Origin of the sequence: Ramlibacter pinisoli, from assembly GCF_009758015.1 — a bacterium.
In the GTDB taxonomy this organism is placed as follows: Bacteria; Pseudomonadota; Gammaproteobacteria; order Burkholderiales; family Burkholderiaceae_C; genus Ramlibacter; species Ramlibacter pinisoli.
The window spans coordinates 1,371,553-1,390,105 of the sequence record NZ_WSEL01000009.1; the positions used below are offsets into that span (position 1 = coordinate 1,371,553).

Below are 18,553 nucleotides of genomic sequence, written 5' to 3' on the forward strand. Positions count from 1 at the left end.
GGCCGCAGCGGCCGGCGGCGGGACCGATGCACTTTATGTGCCTGCGGTATCGGGACGCAATATGAGAGTATCGGCATGCGATAACCACCCAGGAGAAATTTCATGGCCCGATCCCTCGTGCTCGCGGCGGCCCAGACCGGCAGCGTCGACGACGGCGACCTGCGCGGCATCGAGGCCGCCGCCCAGGCCATGCTCGACGAGGCGGCGCGCCAGCAGGTGCAGCTGCTCACGTTCGGCGAGCTGTTCCTCACGCCCTTCTTCGCCAACCAGCTGGTGGAGGACTTCGACCGCTGGTTCCTGCACGACGCCCACCCGGTGCTGCTCGGGCTGCGCGAGAAGGCGCGCCGCCACGGCATCGCGCTGGTGCTGCCGTTCGCCGAGCGCGCCCGCGACGGCTACTACAACAGCGCGTTCGTGTACGACGGCGACGGCCGCGAGGCCGGCCGCTACCGCAAGACCCACATCCCGGCCTACTTCCCGACCGAGGGGCCGGGCGGCACCGGCAGCTACGAGAAGTTCTACTTCACGCCCGGCGCCCGGCTGGAGACCTACGCCGTCGCCGGCACCCGCATCGGCGTGCAGATCTGCAACGACCGGCTGTATCCCGAGGCCTCGCGCGCCCTCGCGCTGCAGGGAGCCGAGCTGATCGTGATGCCGATCGCCTTCTCCACCTACGCCGACCCGGCGCAGCGCAGCTCGATCTGGGAAATCCCGTTGCGTGCCCGGGCCTACGAGAACGGCGTCTTCGTGCTGGCCTGCAACCGCGTGGGCACCGAGGGGCCGCGCCACCACCTGGGCCGCAGCATGGTGGTCGACCCGCGCGGGATGATCGTGACGGAGGCCGGCACCGAGGCGCCCGAGCTGCTCACGGTGCAGGTCGACCTCGACGCGGTGCCGGCGGCACGCAAGAAGTTCCCCTGGTGGCGCGACCGCCGCCCCGACCTGTACGGCCCGCTGGTCGGCGACGCCTGACGCTGGCGATGGCCACCGGCTCCGCCCCGGTCCGCCGCCCACGCGGCGCCGCCGCCGCCGACAGCCCGCTGTTCATGGGCTCGCTGGCCAAGTGCTTCCAGGTGCTGGAGGCGCTCAACACCGCCGGCCGCGCGGTGGGCCTGACCGAGCTGGCCCAGCTCGCCGCCCTGGACCGCAGCGGCGTGCAGCGCATCACGCACACGCTGAAGGTGCTGGGCTACCTGCGGCAGGACCCGGCCACCAAGGCCTTCCGGCTGTCCGGCCGCATGCTGGAGTTCGGCCACACCGTGCTGGCCACCAACGCGGTGCGCGAGCGCGCGCAGCCGCACCTGGAGGCGCTGAACCGGCGCACCTCCGAGACCGTGAACCTGATGGAGCTGGAGGGCGAGGAGATCGTCTACGTCTCGCGCTTTCCCAGCGTGCACGCCGTCAGCGTCGACCTGCACGTGGGCTCGCGGCTGCCGGCCTACTGCACCGCCGCCGGCCGCGCCATCCTGTCGCACATGGAGCCGCAGGACGCCCTGGCACGGCTGAAGGCGGCGCGCCGCACGGCCATGACGCGCCACACCGTGACCGACCTGCCCGGCCTGCGCAAGGCGCTGCAGGTTGCGCGCGAGCAGGGCTACGCGCTGAACGACCAGGAGGCCTTCATCGGCGACATCTCGGTGGCCGCCCCGCTGCTCGACCGCGCGGGCCGTCCCCTGGCCGCCGTCAACATCGCAGTGCCGTCGCCGCGCTGGCACCTGGACGAGGTGCTGGCGCGCCTGGTGCCGCCGCTGCTCAAGACCGCCGCGGCCATCGGCAAGGAGCTGCGCTACTTCTAGCCGGGGCCCTCAGGCGCCCCGGTGCACCAGCCCGGCGATGCGCTTGTCGGCCAGGAAGAACTGCGCCGCGGCCGGGTAGGCAATGGCGTGCAGGGCCAGGAGGGCGAGCTCGGCGCCGTCGAAGCCGCGGCTGATGGCCGCCGCGCCGTACAGCGCCAGCATGGGCAGCGCGATCAGCGCGCCGTAGCCCCACAGGAAACGCGTGCGCTCCTGCGGGGTGGGAGGACGCCCCACCGACCAGCCGAACCAGATCGCCACCAGTGCGGCGGCGCCGATGGCCATCGCGATGGTGACGGGCATGCCGTGCAGTTGCAGCGCCAGCCGGCCCACGATGTTCAGGCCGAACACCAGCAGGGCGGCGCCGAGCGCGACCGGGTAGGGGCGCACCGGCCGGGATGCACCGGTGGCCCTTGCCGGAGTGGCGGCCACGGCGGTCCTGGGGGCCGCCGGGATGGACGTGGCCGGCATGCTGTCGGCGCCCAGGCCGGTCGCCAGCGCGCGGATCCGGCAGGTGTTCATGCGCTCGCACACGGCGGCCAGCGGGACGCCGTAGACCGGGGCGATGGCCAGGTCGACGCCCAGCAGGGCGCGCAACACGCCGGGCTTGCCGCGGCCGGGCCGCCAGCGGATGCCGATGAAGCGGGCCTTGCCCAGGTCCACCAGCGCCGGCGGCTGGATGTCGTCCCAGAGGATGCGCCGGTGCGTGTACAGCGAGGCGATCTCCAGGCCCTTGCGCCCCAGGCTCAGCGTCGTGCCACCGGCCACTTGGGCCGCCAGCGCGGCCAGCCCGCCGGCGACGAACGACACGACCAGGACCCAGCCCAGCAGCGGTTGCTGCTCCAGGACCGCGCCCCCCAGCACCGCCACCGTGGCGCATGCCGCCACCGCCGCCGCACCCAGGACCTTGCTGCTCCGATACACCTGCACCTGCGCCATGCGCCCTTTCCTCCTCTGGTGCAGACCATGCTACCCAAGGCCGGCGGCGGCGCCTGTGACATTGTTGCGGCTGCGCCGCGCGAAGTTGAAGAACTGCACGGGCGCGGTGGGTGGCGGCTCCGGCGACGGCCGGACGCCCGGTCAATCGAACTTGATGTTGGCGGCCTTGACCACCTGTCCCCACTTCGCGACCTCCTGCCGCAGCAGGTCGCCGAATTCGCCCGGACTGGATGGGAACGGCTCCATGCCGAGAACCGCCAGCCTGGGCCCCAGGCCCGCTGCCGCGAACGCTTTCAGTGCATCGGCATTGATCTTCTGCACCAGGCCCGGCGGCATGCCGCCCGGTCCCATGAGGCCGAACCAGACGGACACGTCGAACCCCGGCACACCGGACTCGGCGATCGTCGGCAGCGACGGCATGGCCGCGGCCCGGCGCGCCGTCGTGGCAGCCACCGGCCGCAACTTGCCCGCCGCGACGTGCTGCCGGATGGCGGCGGGTGTGTCGACGATGAAGTCCACCTGGCCGGTCAGCGCATCCAGCATGGCGGGGTTGCTGCCACGGTAGGCGACCACCGTCGCCTGCAAGCCGGTGCGCGCCTTCAGCAGCTCGTAGCTCAGGTGCGCCATGGTCCCGTTGCCGGCGTGGCCGAAATTGAGCTTGCCCGGGTTGGCGCGCCCATAGCGGACGAACTCCTCGAACGTCTGGGCCGGCACGTTCGGGTTCACCGTCAGGATGAACGGCGACTGCGCGAGCAGCCCGATCGGCGTGAGGTCCTTGAAGACGTCGTACGGCAGCTTGGGGTAAGCCGCGGGCGTGACGGCGATCGTGCTGGAGATCATCAGCAGCGTGTAGCCGTCGGGCGGTGACTTGGCCACCGCGTCGGTGCCGATCGTGGCGCCGGCGCCGGGCCGGTTCTCCACCACCACCGGCTGCTGCCACAGGTCGCCCAGCGCCTGCGCGAACATGCGCGTGAACTGGTCACCGCCGCCGCCCGCGGCATACGGCAGGATGATCTTCACCGGCTTGGTGGGGAACGCGTCCTGCGCGAACGCGCCGGGACCGATCGCGAGAGTCAGCGCCGCGAGCAGCGCGGCCAGCCGTCGTTTCATGGGAACACCTCCATCGCCCGTCGCACTCACTCGGACCGGATGCCCGCGTCCTTGACCACCCGGGACCATTTCGCCAGTTCCGCCCGGACGTAGGCACCGAATTCCTCGGGCGAGCTGGCCTGCGCGTCGACTCCGCGCTTCCTGACCGCGTCACGGAACTCGTCGGAAGCCGTGATCCGGCGCGCATCCGCGTTGAGCCGGGCCACGACGGCGGCGGGCGTGCCCGCCGGCACGAACAGGCCGTACCAGGACGAGAGTTCGAAGCCCGGCAGGGTCTCGGCGATGGCGGGCAGGTTGGCCAGCGACGCGTTGCGCTGCAGGCCGGTCATCCCGATCACGCGCACCTTGCCCGAGTCGACCAGCGGCATCGCGACCAGCGGGCTGGTGAACAGGTACTGCACCTGGCCGCCGGCCAGGTCGGCCAGCGCCGGCCCGGAGCCCTTGTACGGGACGTGCACCACGTTCAGGTTGCCGAGCAGCTTGAACAATTCGCCGGCGAGGTGGTCGGGCCCGCCGTTGCCGGACGACGCATAGTTCAGCTTGCCCGGGTTGGCCCGGGCGTAGGCCACCAGGTCCGCGACCCCGCGCACCGGCAGCGCAGGATGGACCACCAGCACGTACGGCATGCTGGCCAGCAAGGTGACGGGCACCAGGTCCTTCACGGGATCGAAGCCGGTGGCAGGCCCGTAGACCGCGGGCACGATCGCGTTCGGACCGGTGGCGCCGAACAGCACCGTGTAGCCGTCCGGCGTGGAGCGGGCCACTTCCGCCGCGGCGATCGCGCCGCCCGCCCCGCCCTTGTTCTCCACCACGTAGGCCTGGCCGTTCAGGGTGGCGAATTCCTTGGCCAGCAGGCGGGCGAAGATGTCGACGGCGCCGCCGGGCGCATACGGCACGAGGATCTTCACCGGCCTGGCCGGGTACTGCTGCGCGGCAGCGTGGAACGCCGGCACGGCGAGCAACGCGGCCCCGCCGGCCGTGGCCAGTGCCGTCCTGCGGCGCATCGGAACGTCGGCCACGTCAGCCCACCAGCGTCGTGCGGTGCATCAGCCGCCGCTGCGGCAGCTTGTAGTCGAAGGTGGCCTTGTGCTGGGTGGAACAGTTGTCCCACATCACGAGGTCGTTCAGCTGCCACGAGTGCGTGTAGCAGAACTGGGGCTGGACGATGTGCTGCGTCAGCTCCTCGATCAGCGCCTTGCTCTCGTCCTCCGGCAGGCCGAGGATGCGCGTGGTGTAGCCGTCGCTCACGAACAGGCACTTGCGGCCGGTGACCGGGTGCACGCGCACGACCGGATGCACCGCCTCCTGCTCCTGCGCCTTCGAGTGCTTCGTCGCCGCGCTGTCCTGCACGCCGCTGCGCGCCGCGAGTTCGAACCGGCGCAGCATGCTGTTGACGGCCTGCAGGCCCTCCAGCCGGCGCTTCATCGACTGGGGCAGCGCGTCGTAGGCCGCCGCCGTGCTGGCGAAATGCGTGTCGCCCAGGACGCGCCCGTCCTGCACCGGGACCTCGATCGCGTGCAGCGCCGAGGGGCCGTGCGGCTTGGGCAGGAACGGACCGTCGCTGTGCCAGAACATCCCGGCGTCGTGGGCGCCGATGTAGCGTTCGCCTTCCTTGATGTTCGAGACGACGAAGATCTCGGGCCGGCGGTCGCCGAGGTAGGCGTCGTAGGCCAGCTTCTTGAGCTCGCCGAACCGGCTGCTGAAGCGGATGTGGTCGTCGTCGCTGAACGGTCCGCCACGCACCACGAGCAGGTCGTGGTCGTAGAACGCCTGCCGGATCTTCGCGAAATCCCCGTCGCCGATGGGGCCGGTCAGGTCCAGCCCGCGGACCTCGGCGCCGATGCTGGGCCTCAGTGGTGTGATCGTGATGGCCATTCGAACCTCTCTCTCGGAATCGGTTGCCTGGATGACGACGCACTCAGGCGCGCTTGCGCGTGGCCGGGCGTCCCGCGATCTGGAACTGCTGCACGCAATTGGGCAGCAACTGCTCGACCTGCGGCTGCACGACCTCGCGCAAAGCCGCGATCGCGCCGGCGTGGATGCGCGGCAGGAGCTCCTGCGCTTCATTGACCCGCATCGCCACGACCAGCGTGCGCTGGATGACCTTGCCGGGCACCGGCGCGACGCGCACGGCATTGGGCGCCACCAGTGACTTCAGGTAGATCAGCGGCGTCATGATGGTCCAGCCGAAGCCGGCGGCCACCATGCGCAGCGCCGCGTCGGTGGTGTCGAACTGGTAGCGCACCCGGGCGTCGGTGCCCGCGCGCGACAGGTAGCCCTGGATCACCGCGCCCATGTGCGAATCGCGGCCGTAACGGATGAACGGGACCTCCGCGGCCAGGGCGCCGATGTCGTCGAGCGCACCCTTGTACGACTTCGGCGCGCACAGGACGAACGATTCGGTCAGCAGCGGCTGCGCCACGATGCCCGGGGCGGCACGCTCCTCGGAGGTGATGATCACGTCGGCCTGGCGGTCGAGCAGGGCCTGCACGCTGGTGCTGCGGAAGCCCGACGTCACCGTCCACTCGCCCGCCACGTCCTTCAGGTGCAGCAGCATGCTGGCGCCCGCGGTCGACGTGAAGCTGTCCAGCATGCCCAGCCGCAGGAACGGGACGCGCCCGCTCGCGCCGTGGCGTGCCGCATCCTCCAGCTCGCGCAGGCTGGCCATCACCCCGCGGGCCGACCGCAGCACCGAGTTGCCGACCAGGGTGAGCGCAGGCGGCCGCACGCTGCGGTCGAACAGCGTGGTGCCGAGGATGTCCTCCAGCTGCGTCACCGCCTGCGACACGGCGGCCTGGCTCATGCCCAGACGGCTGCCGGCCGCGCTCATGGTGCCGTCCTCGACGACGGCCAGGAAGATCTCCAGCAGGCGCGGGCTGGGCCGGGGAGCAGGTGCTGCCATCGCAGGGTTCTCCGGGCGGGTGCGCTTCAGAACGTGTCCAGGCCCGCCACCGTGGTGCGGTGGAGGAGCCGGCGCTGCGGCAGCGCGTAGTCGCCCACCGCGAGGTGCTGGCTGGAGCAGTTGTCCCACAGCAGCAGGTCGCCCACCTGCCAGCGGTGCGTGTAGACGTTCTCGTCGCGCACGATCCAGTCGGACAACTCGCCGATCAGCGCGTCGCCTTCCTGCGGCTCCATGTCGACGATGCGCCCGGTGGCCGCGCGGCTGACGTACAGGCACTTCTCGCCGGTGAACGGATGCGTGCGCACGACCGGATGCACGGCTTCCCGCTTCTGCGCCTCGGTGAGCGGCGGGCGGTTCTTGGCGGCGTTCTCCGCGTGCATGCGGGCATACACGTTGGCCAGCGAGTTGGCCCCGCGCAGGCCCTGCAGGCGCGCCTTCGTCGAGGCCGGCAGCTGTTCGTAGGCGTGCGCGCTGTTGGCGAACAGCGTGGGACCGAGCGGTGCGCCGTTGGTGTCGTGCGGGATCTCGATCGCGTACAGCATCGAGTACAGGTTGGGCTGGGGCAGGAAGTGGCCGTCGGTGTGCCACACGCGGCCCGCATCGACCAGGCCGATCGGCTTGCCGTGGTCGTCCAGGACGTTCGACACGCGCACCAGGTCGTGGTAGCCCGGCACGAGGTACTCGGGGATCACGTGCCGCTCCAGCCGGCCGAAGTAGCGGCTGAACGCGATCTGCTGCTCGGGCGTGATGCGCTGGTTGCGCAGCACCACCACCTTCCAGCGGTGCAGCGCGTCGCGGATCCTCGCCATCACCCCGTCGGCCACGCCGCGCGAGATGTCGACCCCGCGGATCTCGGCGCCCGCGGGCCGGCCGCTCGGGACGACCTCGAAGGCGGCGGCGCCGCTGCGTTGCTCGATCGTTGCTTCGGTGCTCACATGCCTCTCCCGGTTGCGCCGCTCATTCGGGCTTGACGTTGGCGTCCTTGATGACCTTGGCCCACATCGCGGTGTTCTGCCGGATGTAGTCGGAGAACTGCTGCGGGGTCCAGGGCGTGGCCTCCAGGTCCATCGCGGTGAACCGCTTCTTCATGTCGTCGGAGCCGAGGATTTTGTTCACCTCCGCGTTCAGGCGCGCCGCGATCGCGGGCGGAAGGCCCGGGGGGCCGAGCACCCCGTACCAGGACTCCACCTCGAAGCCCGGCAGCGTCTCGGCGATGGTGGGCACGTTGGGCGCCTTGGCCATGCGCTTCTTCGACGACACGCCCAGCACCTTCAGGCGGCCCTTCTCGGCCTGCGCCAGCGAGCTGCTGAAGGCGCCGAACATGAACGTGACCTGCCCGGCGATCAGGTCGATTTCCGCCGGGGCGCCGCCCTTGTAGGGCACGTGCGTGGCGCTGAAGCCCGCCATGCTCTTGAACATCTCGGCCGCGAGGTGGTTGGAGCCGCCGGCGCTCGGCGAGGCGTAGTTCAGGCGGCCGTTCTGCGCCTTGCCGTAGTCGATCAGCTCCTGGACGTTGCTCACGGGAACCGAGTTGCCGACGACCAGGGCCTGCGGGCCCACGGCCATGTTGGCGATCGGGGTGAAGTCCTTGTAGACCGAGTACGGCAGCTTGGGCAGCAGCGTCTCCTGGATCGACAGCGGGGTGGACCCGAACAGCAGCGTGTAGCCGTCCGGTGCCGCCTTGGCGACGAAGTCCGATCCGATGACGCCGCCGGCGCCGGCGCGGTTGTCGACGACGATCGGCTGGCCGAGCGCGTCGCCCAGCGGCTGGGCCAGCGAGCGCGCCAGCACGTCCAGGGGCCCGCCCGGCGGGTACGCCACCACCAGCCGGATCGGCTTGGTCGGATACGTCGCCTGCGCGAAGGCTGGCGGGGCGGCCGCGAGCGCCAGGGCGGCAGCCGCGAGGAGCCGGCGACGGCTGGAATTCACGTGGTTCATGATCGTCTCCCGCGGGTTCAGACGGGCACCGGACCGGCAATGCCGGCGCGGTGCAGCCGGCGCGGGATCTGCCCGTAGTCGAACACGGCCAGGTGCTGCAGGGCGCAGTTGTCCCAGACCAGCAGGTCACCCTTGCGCCAGCTGTGGCGGTACTGGAACTGCGGCTTCTTGATGTGCTCGGTGAGGAACGCCAGCAGCTCGGCCGACTCGCCGGGCTCGAGCCCGACGATGTCGCTCGTGTGGCCTTCGGTCACGAAGAGGCACTTGCGCCCGTTGACAGGATGCGTGCGCACCACCGGGTGGTCGACGTCCGGCAGCGCATTCCTCTGCTCGGCGCTGAGCGGCGCCCGCTTCAGCTGGCCCTTGGCCTCCTTCTTGGCGATGTGCGCCGTGAAGCTGTGGGTCGCGCGCAGCCCGTCGACGCGCCCTTTCAGGTCGGACGGCAACGCGTCGTAGGCGCTCCAGGCGCTGGCGAAGACCGTGTCGCCCAGCACGCGGCCGTCCTGCTGCGGGATCTCGATGCCGTACAGCAGCGTGTACATGTCGGGCGTCTTGAGGTACGAACCGTCGGTGTGCCACAGCATGCCCGCATCGGCGATGCCGATCAGCTCGCCGTCGTCCCGGCGGATGTTGGACACCACCGTGAGGGCGGGCGTGCCGGGCACCGCATAGCGGTTGTAGAACGAGGTGCGCAGGTCGCCGAACTGCCCGGCGAACGCCTGCTGCTGCGCCGGCGTGATGCCCTGCCCGCGCAGCACGATCACCGAGTACTCGTGCAACGCATCGCGCAGGAACTCGTAGTCGGCGTCGGTCGCTCCCGCCCCGACGTCGATGCCGACGATCTCCGCGCCGATCGGTGCCTGCATCGGGATGGCCGCGGGCGCCTGGCCCGCGGCCGCGCCCCGGCCTGCTGAAGCTTGCATGGTGGCTCCTTGAAGAATGGACATGCGCATGCCTTACATGGCCGCCGGTGCGACCGGTTCGCGCGGCGCGCCGGGGACGGCCTCGACGGGCTCGCGCGACCACGGGGTCTTGCGGATGCCGTCCGGCTCCTGGGGGTCGTGGTAGTGGCCGCTGACCGGCGCGAACAGCGTGCACCGTTGCAGCACGCGCAGTTCGGTGGGGTCGTAGTCCTGCACGGCGTAGTGCAGCAGGCACCGGTTGTCCCACATCAGCATGTCGCCCGTCGTCCACCGGTGGCGGTAGACGAACTCGGGGCCCGAGGCGAACTCGTTGAAGAAGTCGATGAGGGGCCGGCTCTCGCGTTCCGTGTAGCCGACGAAGTGCTTCAGGAAGCCGCCGACGAACAGGTGCTGGCGGCCCGACTCCGGGTGCGTGCGCACCACCGGGTGGACGACGGGCGGATAGTTGCGCCGGCGCTCGGCCTGCACTTCCGGCGTGTAGCGGTGGAAGTCGGGCGCGCCGCTCACGTCGTGCACGCCCTGCAGTTGCCCGGCCAGCGCCCGCATCGCCGGCGACAGCGCCTCGTAGGCCCGGTACATGTTGGCGAACATCGTGTCGCCGCCGATGGAGGGCAGCTGCAGCGCATGCAGCCAGCTCGCGGTGGCCGACCGGTTCGAGAACGACATGTCGGTGTGCCACTTGTCGGCCACCAGCGTCATCAGCTTCTTGCCGCCGATCGTCTGCGGCTTGTTCGAGACGATGTTCACTTCCGGGAAGTCCGGCCGGTTCCACAGCGGGCGGTTGCGGTGGTCGTCCAGCGTGCCGAAGCGCGAGCAGAAGGCGATCTGCTGCTGCGGCGACAGCGACTGGCCCGGGAAGCACAGGACGAGATGGTCGATCCAGGCCTGCCGGATGGCGGCGACGGTGGCGTCGTCCAGCGCCTCGCGCAGGTCGATGCCGCGGATCTCGGCCCCGAGAGGGTAGGAAAGCTGCCTGATGTCCATGGGAACTCCTTGTCGATGCGCTACTCGGCCTTCGCGCCCGACACCTTGACGACCTCGGCCCAGCGGACGCGCTCGCTCGCGAGCTGCAGCCGGAACTGCTCCGGCGTGCCGCCCACGGCCTCGCTGCCGACGCCGGCCAACCGCTGCTGCACGTCCGGCCGCGCCGCGATCCTGGCGACGGCGGCCTGGAGGCGCTCGACGACATCGCGCGGCAGGCCCGGCGGGCCGACGAGGCCGGCCCAGGTCTCGGCCGCGTAGTCGCGCACGCCGGCTTCGGCGACGGTCGGGACGTTCGGGAAGGCGGCGGAGCGGCGCGCGGACGTGACGGCCAGCGCCCGCACCTTGCCCTGCTGGATCAGCGGTGCCGCCGTGCTCAGCGTGTCGAACATCCCCTGGATGTGGCCCGCCATGACATCGGTGGTCGCCAGCGACGTGCCCTTGTAGGCGACGTGCACGATGTCGACGCCGGCCCGCAGCTTGAGCATCTCCAGCGACAGGTGGGCCAGCGTGCCGTTGCCGCCGCTGCCGAAATTGAGCTTGCCCGGCTGCGCGCGCGCCAGGTCGACCAGCTCCTGCATGGTGCGCACGGGCAGGCTGGGCGTCACCTGCAGCACCATCGGGCCGGTGGCCACGATCGAGATGTGGGTGAGGTCCTTCTCCGGGTCGAACGGCATGTTCGCGTACAGCGCGGGATTGATGCCCAGGGTGCCGGCCGACACCATTGCCAGCGAGTAGCCGTCGGCAGCCGATCGCACGATCTGCTCGGTTCCGGTGTTGCCGTTGGCGCCGGGGCGGTTCTCGATGACGAACGGCTGGCCCAGATCCTCCGTCAGGTGCTGTGCGAATAGCCGCGCCGTGACGTCGAGGTTGCCGCCTGCCACGTAGGGCACGACGATGCGCACGACCTTCTGCGGGTAGCGCTGCTGCGCGTAGGCAGGCGCCAGGATGGCGCCGCCCACGGCGGCGCACAGGCCGAGGAACTGCTTGCGCCTCACGCCGCCTCCCCGTCGTCGAACGCGGCGTCGAACTCGACCGCGACCAGCCGCTGGAACGCGGCGGACGACCCGGTGATGTTCCACAGCATCTCGCCGCCGGCGATGCGCGCCGCGACGTCCTCCTCGCGCCGCATCTTGCCTTCCGCCCCGCCGACCACGGCTTCCGCGTGCCGGCGCTCGACCACGATGACGCCGTCGCCGTCGGCCGCCACGAGGTCGCCCGGCCGGACCACGACGCCGCCGCACACGACCGGGACGTTCACGCCGCCGAGCTTGCCCTTGTCGGCGTGCGCCGGCGACACCTCGGTGGCCCACACGGGAAAGCCGAGCTGGTCGACGGCATCGACGTCGCGCACGCTGCCCTGCACGACCACGCCGGCAAGGCCTCGCTTGATGGCAAAGCGCGTCGCGATGTCGCCCCATTGCGCGGCGGATGTCTCCCCCTGGCTCACCACGACGAGCACGTCGCCCGGCTCCGCCAGGCTCAGGGCCCGATGCATCATGAGGTTGTCGCCGGCCCGGCACAGCGCGGTGATGGCGGGCCCGACGGCGTTTCCGCGCGTGACGCGCCGCATGCGCGGGGACATCAGGCCCGCGTACGCGAGATGGGCGGTGTTCTCGTGCAGGTCCGCGACCGTCACCCGCCGCGCACGCGCACACAGCCCGGGCGCGACACGGTTGACTCGCAGGTAGATCATCGGCTGGGACATCGCGAGAGACCTCCGGGCGGTTGAGCGGCCACCGACCCCGGGGGCCGGTGAATTTACTTATTCTAAGTATAAGATCCATCCGTGTCCGATCGCAATGCCAGGAAAACCATGAGTCGCACACCCGCCCCGTCCCCGCGCCCCCGGGTGGTCCTGATGGAGGACTACCTGGACCAGGCGCGCACCATGCCCTGCGTGCAGGAACTCGCGCGGCACACCGACCTGGCCATCTACACGGACAAGGCGCGCAGCAAGGACGAGCTCCTGCAGCGGCTGGCCGGGGCGCGCGCCGCCATCACCATCCGCGATCGGGTCCTGTTCGACAGCGATGTCTTCGCGCGGGTGCAGGAACTGGAACTGCTGTCGGTCTGCGGTCCGCGCCTGCAGCCGCACGTCGACCTCGACGCGGCCACGCGCGCGGGCGTGCTGGTCTGTTGCGCGCCCCCGAACTCGCTGTCGAGCGTCCCGCACCATGCGACGGCCGAACTGGCCTGGACGCTCATCCTCGGGCTGGCCCGCAACGTGGTGCACAACCAGGCGGTGCTGCGCGCCGGCGGCTGGCAGACCGTCGCCGGCGTCGGGCTGGTGGGCAAGACGCTCGGCGTCATCGGCAGCACGGGCAAGGTCGGCTCCATCGTCGCGCGCCTGGGCCTCGCCTTCGGCATGCGCGTCATCGCCTGGAGTCCCCGCCTCACGGCGGAGAAGGCGGCCGGGCAAGGCATCGAGGCCGTGACGCTGGAGGAACTGCTTGGCTCGTCGGACGTGGTGAGCCTGCACGCGAACGTCACGGCGCAGAGCCGCTCCATGCTCGGCGATGCGGAGTTCGCCAGGATGAAGCCAGGCGCGATCCTGGTGAACACCGCCCGCGCCGCCCTCGTCGACGAGCAGGCGCTGCGGCGCGCACTCGACGCGGGGCCACTGGCGGGCGCCGGCCTGGACGTGTTCTGGGACGAGCCGCTGCCCCAGGACCACTGGGTGCGCCGGCACGACAAGGTGCTGCTGCAGCCGCACCTCGGCGCGTTCACGCCGGAGGGCTACGAGTGGATCGTGGCGCCGGGCGTCGAGGCGGCGCTGGCATGGCTGCGGGGCGAGGCGCTGACGTTCGCGAATCCCGAGGCCGCGGCCGTTGCCGGTCGGCCCGCGTGACGCCGGGCCAGCGACGCCCCCGTTCTCACGCCAGCGACGCCAGCACCCGGTCCACCATCACGCCCGACTGCCCGAGGTAGTTGGACGGGTCGCACAGCCTGGCCAGCGCGTCGCGGTCGAGGTGCTTGTTGATCTCGGGGTGCTCCGCCAGCAGGTCCAGCAGGGGCCGGCGCTGCTGCACCGCCTGGCGGCAGATGTCGTACACCAGGTCGTGCGCATACTCGCGGCCGATGTAGGGGCCCAGGCCCATCATCACGGCCTCGCTCATCACCAGCCCGTGCGTGAGGTCGATGTTGCGGCGCATCGCCTGCGCGTCGACCTCCAGGCCTTCCAGCACGAAGCGTGACTGCCTGAGCGCGCCGGCCAGCAGGCAGAACGCCTCGGGCAGCACGATCCACTCGATTTCCCACGGGCCGGTGGAGCGCTCGTGGTCGGCCACCATGGCGTCCATCAGCGCCGCCGCATGCTGGCGCAACACCGAGATGGACGCATGGATGTAGCAGCTGGAGATGGGATTGCGCTTCTGCGGCATGGTGCTGCTGCTGCCGCGGCCGTGGGCGAACGGCTCGTAGACCTCGCCCACCTCGGTCTGCATCATCAGCTTGACGTCCATGCTCAGCTTGCCGAGCGTGCCGCCCACCAGCCCCATGAAGGCGCCGACCTCGGCGATGTTGTCGCGGATGGTGTGCCAGGCGATCAGCGGCTGCTTCAGGCCCAGCTCGGCGCACAGGCCGGCCTGGGTCTCCATCGCGCCCCGCTCCAGCGAGGCCAGGGTGCCGGCCGCACCGGCGAACTCGCCCACCAGCACCCGCTCGCGCAGCTGCGCCAGCCGTTCGCGGTGGCGCTCGATGGCGCTGAGCAGGCCGGCCATCTTGTAGCCGAAGGTCAGCGGGATGGCCTGCTGCAGGTTGCTGCGCCCGATCATCGGCGTGTCGCGGTGCGCCCTGGCATGGCGCGCCATCGCGGCCGAGATCGCAGCCAGCTCCGCGTCGACGATCTCCAGCCCCTCGCGGATCTGCAGCACGGTGGCGGTGTCGGTGATGTCCTGGGTGGTGGCGCCCCAGTGGCAGTACTCGCCCAGCTTGTCGCGGCACAGCGCGTTGAGCTGCGAGACCACCCCCAGCACCGGGTAGCCGATGCGCTCGGTCTGCTGGCGCAGCTTGTCCATGTCGATCTGCTCGAGCCGGCAGTGGCTCACGATCTCGTCGGCGGCCTCCTGCGGGATCAGGCCGAGGCGGCCCTGCACGATGGCCAGCGCGCGTTCGATGTCCAGGTACTTCTGGGTCCGGTTCTCGTCGGACCAGACGCGGCGCATGGCGTCGGTGGCGAAGATGTTGCCGAAGATGGACGAGTCGATGATGGAAGCGGGCATGGGTTGTCTCTCTGGTGTCTCTTGTTCGATGGATCGGAAAGGAAGGCCGGGCTCCGGATCGCGCCGGCCGTGGGCCGCGCGTCGTCCGGCGGCCCTCAGCGCAGCGCGGCGGTGGCGTCCATGGTCAGCCAGCCGTCGTGGTCCTGCGCCCAGAGCTGGACGCTGCGGCCGTCGGCGGCGGGGGCACCGCAGACCTGGAACGGATGGCCGTCGAAGGTGGGCCGCACGGCACGGAAGCGGAAGCTGGCCACGTCGGCCTGCGGCCACTGGCGCCGCAGCAGGTCCATCAGCAGCGTGGCGATCAGCGGCCCGTGCACCACCAGGCCCGGGTAGCCCTCGACCTCGGTGACGTAGCGGCGGTCGTAGTGGATGCGGTGGCCGTTGAAGGTGAGCGCCGAGTAGCGGAACAGCAGCACGTCGTCGGGCACGATCTCGCGCCGCCACTGCGCCTGGCCGTCCGGCCGCCTGGGCGCCAGCTCGGCTTCGCCCGGCTGCTTCAGCGGCCGGTAGACGATGTCGTGGAACTCCACCAGCGCCGGGTCCGCTACGCCGTTGCAGCGCAGCTCGTGCCGCACCTTGACGAACACCAGCTCGCCGGTGCGGCCCGACTTGGACGTGATGTCCTCGATCGTCGAGGTGCGCTCGACGGCGTCGCCGATGCGCACCGGCGAGCGGAACTCGAACTGGCTGCCGGCCCACATGCGGCGCGGCAGCGGCACCGGCGGCAGGAAGCCGCCGCGCCTGGCATGGCCGTCGGGGCCGATCTCCGACTGCCGGTGGCGCGGCAGGAAATACAGCCAGTGCCACAGCGGCGGCAGCGGCATGCCGGGCCGGGCGTCGACCGGTTCGTGGTCGAGCGTGGCATTGAGCGCCAGCGCGGGGGTGGGCCCCATGGTCTCCGCCACCGTCTCGGTGCGGCCGATCCAGGCGGCCCAGTCGTCCTTGTCTCCAGTCATCGGGGCTCCCGTGGCGCCGGGCGGGGCGCCGTGGGCGAGAGTCTGCCGCATTTGCCGACGGCCCATTTCCAGCCTGAGCGAGGGATTGTTGCTAGAGGGCTGCAACGCCTTCGGGTGCGCGGCAGGTGGTGCCTGGCAGGGCCTCATGGTGGGCCGGTCGCGGCTTTGCTTCGCTCGCCGCGACTGCGCTCCGCCTAGCACCGGGCCGGGCTTGCCGGCTCCAACTCACTGCGCGCTACGCGCTCCGTTCAGACAAGGCGCCGGAGCCAGTTCACGATGCGCGCTGGCGCGCGCTCCGCCCGGCCCGGTCCGTCTCCGCCGTCCCACAAATCGTCCCCGCCAGGCACCACCTGCCGCGTGGGCAGGCTCTGCTGGATCAAGGAGTGCAAGCTCCTGGCCCGCAACCCGCTCACCCTCCCCCGTCATTGCGGGCTTGACCCGCAATCCATCTCCCAACTGCGGTTCGGGTGCGGCCTCGTTGCGGGCATGGATGCCGGGTCGAGCCCGGCATGACGAGTCTGCAAGGTGCGCCCCGCGTGCCCACGGTCGCCAGCGACACCCGGCGGGTAGGTTCGCGACTACAGGAATCGGCGCCCCGGGCAGCTTCCGCTTTCGCCCGGCCAGCCTACCGTGGACCTTTGCCCCCAGGAGACCGCCATGGCCCAACAGGACGCAGTGACCCTGCTCGAGGACGACCACATCCAGGTCGAACGCCTCTTCGCCCAGTACAAGTCCGCAGGCGATGCCACCGCCAAGCGCATGCTGACCCAGCGGATCTGCCACGAGCTGTCGGTGCACACCCGGATCGAGGAAGAGATCTTCTACCCCGCCTTCCGCCAGGCGACCGGGAACGACGCCCTACTGCAGGACGCCGAGCGCGAACACCGCGAGGCCCGCGAGCTGATCGCGAAGCTGGAGGCCAAGCAGGTCGACGACCGCGTGATGCTGGAGCTGGAGGGCGCGATCGCGCACCACATCGGCGACGAACGCCAGAAGATGTTCCCGCAGGCGCGCAAGACCCGCGGGCTCGACCTGCTGCAGCTGGGCCAGCAGCTGGAACAGCGCAAGTCCGAGCTGCTGGCCGGGCACCCGGCCTGAGGCACTTGGCCCAGCCGGGCCGGTCGGCCATTTGGCGTAGGACGCGTCCTATTGGCGACGCACCGGTCGCGCCCCACCATGGAGCGCAGATCAACAAGGGCGGACTCGAAGCGACACCGCGGCCAGGGTGGCCGGGCGGCGCGTGCTCGCCCCCTGCAAGGGCGCCATGAAGAACCCATCACCCGACGTCAGCAAGCTTGTCCAGAACCTCGTTCGACTGACCGGACGCGACGCGCACGGCTACGAGGCCTTCGTCCTGGCGGACGCCTCCATTGCCGTTCGCAACAGCACCGCTGCCGCGTACTACCCGCTGGAGGGCTGGACCAGCCGGTTCATCCGTCACCTGCACCAGGGCTTCTACGACCCGCCGCACGGCCCGACCCTGTCGCGCTGCGTCGAGGCCACGCGCCACAACCGGGGGTCGGGACGCCAGGCCGCTGCATGACCGATCGCCCGCCCGGCCGCGTGTCCTTGCCCAAGGACAGGATCCGCGTCGTCCTGCTCGAAGGCATCCACCCGTCGGCGCTGGACCTGCTGCGCACCGAGGGCTACACGCAGATCGCCGCCGTGCCGCGGGCGCTGGCCGGCGCCGACCTGGTGGACGCCATCGCCGATGCGCATTTCGTCGGCATCCGTTCGCGCACGCAGCTCACGGCCGAGGTGCTGGAGCACGCGCCCCGGCTGGTGGCCGTCGGCGCGTTCTGCATCGGCACCGACCAGGTCGACCTGGCGGCCGCGATGCGGCGCGGCATCCCGGTGTTCAACGCGCCGTTCTCCAACACGCGCAGCGTGGCCGAGCTCGTGCTGGCCGAGATCGTGATGCTGATGCGCGGCATCCCGTACAAGAACGCGGTGCTGCACCGCGGCGGCTGGGTCAAGAGCGCCGAGGGGTCGCGCGAGGTGCGCGGCAAGACGCTGGGCATCGTGGGCTACGGCCACATCGGCACCCAGGTCGGCGTGCTGGCCGAGCACCTGGGCATGCAGGTGGTGTTCGCCGACATCGAGACCCGGCTGCCGCTGGGCAATGCACGGCAGCTGCCCTCGCTGGCGGCAGTGCTGGACGCCGCCGACGTGGTGACGCTGCACGTGCCCGACACGGACGCCACGCGCGGCATGGTCGACGCTGCCGCGCTGGCCCGCATGCGGCCGGGCAGCCACCTGATCAATGCCTCGCGCGGCAAGGTGGTCGACATCGACGCGCTGGCGCAGGCGCTGCGCAGCGGCCACGTCGCCGGCGCCGCCATCGACGTCTTCCCGGCCGAGCCGAAGGGCAACGATGCCCGCTTCGCCTCGCCGCTGGTCGAATTCGACAACGTGCTGCTCACGCCGCACATCGGCGGCTCGACCCAGGAGGCGCAGGAGAACATCGGCCGCGAGGTGGCCGCCAAGCTGGTGCGCTACTCCGACAACGGCTCGACGGTGACGGCCGTGAACTTCCCCGAGGTGGCGCTGCCCGAACACACCGGCCGCAGCCGGCTGCTGCACATCCACCGCAACGTGCCCGGCATCCTGGCCCGCATCAACGAGCGCTTCTCGTCGGCCGGCATCAACATCGCTGGCCAGTACCTGCGCACCAACGAGGAGGTGGGCTACGTCGTGATCGACGTCGACGGCACCGCGCCGCAGGAAGCGCTCGACCACCTGTGCGGCATCCCCGGCACGATCCGTTGCCGGGTCCTGTACTGAAGGT

The 18,553-nt window shown here is 71.0% G+C and carries 19 protein-coding genes; 6 read left to right on the forward strand and 13 right to left on the reverse strand.

Annotated features, from left to right (window positions below; all coding sequences use genetic code 11):
- Window positions 1-102 precede the first annotated feature (102 nt).
- Together GON04_RS20945 and GON04_RS20950 are read left to right on the forward strand one after the other, a co-directional pair.
- Complete coding sequence (locus tag GON04_RS20945) at window positions 103-972, forward strand: carbon-nitrogen hydrolase family protein (protein WP_157399930.1); 870 nt, start codon at window positions 103-105, stop codon at window positions 970-972.
- Between the two features lie 8 nt (window positions 973-980).
- Window positions 981-1,796, forward strand: coding sequence for an IclR family transcriptional regulator (locus GON04_RS20950; RefSeq protein ID WP_157399931.1), 816 nt, complete (start codon window positions 981-983; stop codon window positions 1,794-1,796).
- Window positions 1,797-1,805: 9 nt separating this feature from the next.
- Here the strand turns inward: GON04_RS20950 and GON04_RS20955 are convergent, their stop codons facing one another.
- The 11 genes from GON04_RS20955 to GON04_RS21005 all read right to left on the reverse strand — a co-directional run bounded on the left by GON04_RS20955 (window position 1,806) and on the right by GON04_RS21005 (window position 12,294).
- A complete protein-coding gene (locus tag GON04_RS20955) occupies window positions 1,806-2,732 on the reverse strand; it encodes a hypothetical protein (RefSeq protein ID WP_157399932.1) in 927 nt (308 codons plus the stop codon).
- 141 nt (window positions 2,733-2,873) lie between these two features.
- Entirely contained in the window at window positions 2,874-3,842 is a 969-nt protein-coding gene (locus GON04_RS20960) for a Bug family tripartite tricarboxylate transporter substrate binding protein (RefSeq protein ID WP_157399933.1), read from the reverse strand.
- A 26-nt stretch (window positions 3,843-3,868) separates the two neighbouring features.
- Window positions 3,869-4,861 carry a tripartite tricarboxylate transporter substrate-binding protein gene (locus GON04_RS20965; protein ID WP_157399934.1) on the reverse strand — a complete coding sequence of 331 codons (993 nt, stop codon included), beginning with the start codon at window positions 4,859-4,861 and terminating at the stop codon, window positions 3,869-3,871.
- 1 nt (window position 4,862) lies between these two features.
- The gene (locus tag GON04_RS20970) at window positions 4,863-5,717 is read right to left on the reverse strand and encodes a TauD/TfdA dioxygenase family protein (RefSeq protein ID WP_157399935.1); all 855 of its coding nucleotides are present in this window, start codon (window positions 5,715-5,717) and stop codon (window positions 4,863-4,865) included.
- Between the two features lie 43 nt (window positions 5,718-5,760).
- Window positions 5,761-6,744, reverse strand: a complete 984-nt coding sequence (locus GON04_RS20975) for a LysR family transcriptional regulator (protein WP_157399936.1) — start codon at window positions 6,742-6,744, stop codon at window positions 5,761-5,763.
- A 26-nt stretch (window positions 6,745-6,770) separates the two neighbouring features.
- Window positions 6,771-7,679 carry a TauD/TfdA family dioxygenase gene (locus tag GON04_RS20980; RefSeq protein WP_157399937.1) on the reverse strand — a complete coding sequence of 303 codons (909 nt, stop codon included), beginning with the start codon at window positions 7,677-7,679 and terminating at the stop codon, window positions 6,771-6,773.
- Window positions 7,680-7,701: 22 nt separating this feature from the next.
- Window positions 7,702-8,682 (reverse strand): Bug family tripartite tricarboxylate transporter substrate binding protein, encoded by a 981-nt coding sequence (locus tag GON04_RS20985; protein WP_157399938.1) that lies wholly within the window; start codon window positions 8,680-8,682, stop codon window positions 7,702-7,704.
- A 17-nt stretch (window positions 8,683-8,699) separates the two neighbouring features.
- Window positions 8,700-9,605 (reverse strand): TauD/TfdA dioxygenase family protein, encoded by a 906-nt coding sequence (locus GON04_RS20990; RefSeq protein ID WP_157399939.1) that lies wholly within the window; start codon window positions 9,603-9,605, stop codon window positions 8,700-8,702.
- Window positions 9,606-9,638: 33 nt separating this feature from the next.
- Window positions 9,639-10,589, reverse strand: a complete 951-nt coding sequence (locus tag GON04_RS20995; RefSeq protein WP_157399940.1) for a TauD/TfdA dioxygenase family protein — start codon at window positions 10,587-10,589, stop codon at window positions 9,639-9,641.
- A gap of 20 nt (window positions 10,590-10,609) precedes the next feature.
- A complete protein-coding gene (locus GON04_RS21000; protein WP_157399941.1) occupies window positions 10,610-11,584 on the reverse strand; it encodes a tripartite tricarboxylate transporter substrate-binding protein in 975 nt (324 codons plus the stop codon).
- On the reverse strand, window positions 11,581-12,294 hold the full coding sequence (locus GON04_RS21005) for an RraA family protein (protein WP_198349367.1): 714 nt from the start codon (window positions 12,292-12,294) through the stop codon (window positions 11,581-11,583). The genes GON04_RS21000 and GON04_RS21005 overlap by 4 nt, the downstream gene beginning before the upstream one ends.
- A gap of 108 nt (window positions 12,295-12,402) precedes the next feature.
- Between GON04_RS21005 and GON04_RS21010 the strand changes: the two genes are divergently transcribed.
- Window positions 12,403-13,437: a D-2-hydroxyacid dehydrogenase family protein gene (locus GON04_RS21010; protein WP_157399943.1), complete on the forward strand. Its 1,035-nt coding sequence runs from the start codon at window positions 12,403-12,405 to the stop codon at window positions 13,435-13,437.
- Window positions 13,438-13,462: 25 nt separating this feature from the next.
- On the opposite strand, the gene GON04_RS21015 is transcribed toward GON04_RS21010, so the two are convergent.
- Window positions 13,463-14,809: a class-II fumarase/aspartase family protein gene (locus GON04_RS21015; protein WP_157399944.1), complete on the reverse strand. Its 1,347-nt coding sequence runs from the start codon at window positions 14,807-14,809 to the stop codon at window positions 13,463-13,465.
- Window positions 14,810-14,904: 95 nt separating this feature from the next.
- Window positions 14,905-15,765, reverse strand: a complete 861-nt coding sequence (locus GON04_RS21020) for an HTD2 family dehydratase (protein ID WP_157399945.1) — start codon at window positions 15,763-15,765, stop codon at window positions 14,905-14,907.
- Window positions 15,766-16,422: 657 nt separating this feature from the next.
- On the opposite strand from GON04_RS21020, the gene GON04_RS21025 reads away from it, so the two are divergent.
- The 3 genes from GON04_RS21025 to serA all read left to right on the forward strand — a co-directional run bounded on the left by GON04_RS21025 (window position 16,423) and on the right by serA (window position 18,549).
- Window positions 16,423-16,863, forward strand: coding sequence for a hemerythrin domain-containing protein (locus GON04_RS21025; protein ID WP_157399946.1), 441 nt, complete (start codon window positions 16,423-16,425; stop codon window positions 16,861-16,863).
- Between the two features lie 166 nt (window positions 16,864-17,029).
- A complete protein-coding gene (locus GON04_RS21030; protein ID WP_157399947.1) occupies window positions 17,030-17,308 on the forward strand; it encodes a hypothetical protein in 279 nt (92 codons plus the stop codon).
- The gene (serA, locus tag GON04_RS21035; RefSeq protein WP_157399948.1) at window positions 17,305-18,549 is read left to right on the forward strand and encodes a phosphoglycerate dehydrogenase; all 1,245 of its coding nucleotides are present in this window, start codon (window positions 17,305-17,307) and stop codon (window positions 18,547-18,549) included. The genes GON04_RS21030 and serA overlap by 4 nt, the downstream gene beginning before the upstream one ends.
- Window positions 18,550-18,553 lie beyond the last annotated feature (4 nt).